Below are 1,002 nucleotides of genomic sequence, written 5' to 3'. Positions count from 1 at the left end.
GCGATGTCAAGCTGACTGGAGTCACTTGGGTTAGTTTGTGGCGGTTTCGTCGGCGAGGTGATTGATCCCGACGAGGCTGGCTGGTGCGGGTGTTGTTGGTCGTTCACGGAATCGTTCCGGGTGTTGCTGGTGGTAGTGCTGCAGGGCGTGGTCACGGATGCCGTGGGCGCGCCGCCAGGAGCCATCGTGGACTTGCTGGGGCGTGAACAACGCAATGCCGGAGTGCCTGTGGGTCGCGTTGTACCAGGGCACATACTCGTCCAGATGGCCGCGAGCGTCCTCCAGAGTCTCGAATGTTCCGGGGTAATTGGGGCGGTATTTCATCGTGCGGAACTCGGACTCAGAGAACGGGTTGTCGTTGGAAACGTAAGGCCGGTTGTGGGTTTTAGTGACGTCGTGCTTCTCGAGGAGCTCGGCCAGAGCGCCCGACCGCATCGCGGGGCCGGAGTCCGCGTGAACGAAGCGTGGGGTGCCGTGCTGGCGGAACGCAGCCTGGAACATCTCCACGGCGAGGTGGTCGCTCTCGCGCTCCTCGACCCGCCAGCCGACGATCTTGCGGGAGTAGATATCGATGATTGAGTAAGCCTTGAACGCTTTGCCTCGCCAGGGAGAGCGCAGATCAGTGATGTCCCAACTCCAAACCTGGCCAGGCCCGGTCGCGATCAGCACCGGCTTCTCGCGCGGTGTTCGGGACCCGCGCCCCGTGGGCACCACGGGGCGGGCGCTCTGGTCTTCGATATCGGCTGCGATACGCCACCACGACCGGCGCGCGGCGAGCATCACACCTCGGTCCCAGGTGGACGCGAACGTGTGATCCACGGAGTGCCCGCCGGCCCAGCCGGCCGTGATCTTCTTGGCGATCACGGCCCGATCGACGGTGGGGATCCGAGACAGGTAAGCACGGTCTTTCTGCGCGACCGGCTCGAGCACCCGCGCCCGGGGATTTCGCCGGTACTGCCAGGTCGAGCGTGCGATGCCGGCGATTCCCAAGGCTTTGCGTTG

1 protein-coding gene is annotated in these 1,002 nt (G+C 64.7%); it reads right to left on the bottom strand.

The genetic code is table 11. From position 1 onward, the window contains the following. Positions 1 to 30: 30 nt before the first annotated feature. Positions 31 to 1,002 (bottom strand): DDE-type integrase/transposase/recombinase (locus tag E3O67_RS02880; protein WP_135101805.1); only part of this gene is annotated, 972 nt, incomplete at its 5' end.

Origin of the sequence: Cryobacterium sp. TMT3-29-2 (assembly GCF_004564305.1) — a bacterium.
GTDB lineage: Bacteria > Actinomycetota > Actinomycetes > Actinomycetales > Microbacteriaceae > Cryobacterium > Cryobacterium sinapicolor.
Note: the sequence above shows the minus strand (reverse complement) of the source record. Positions and strands in the feature narration are given on the sequence as shown.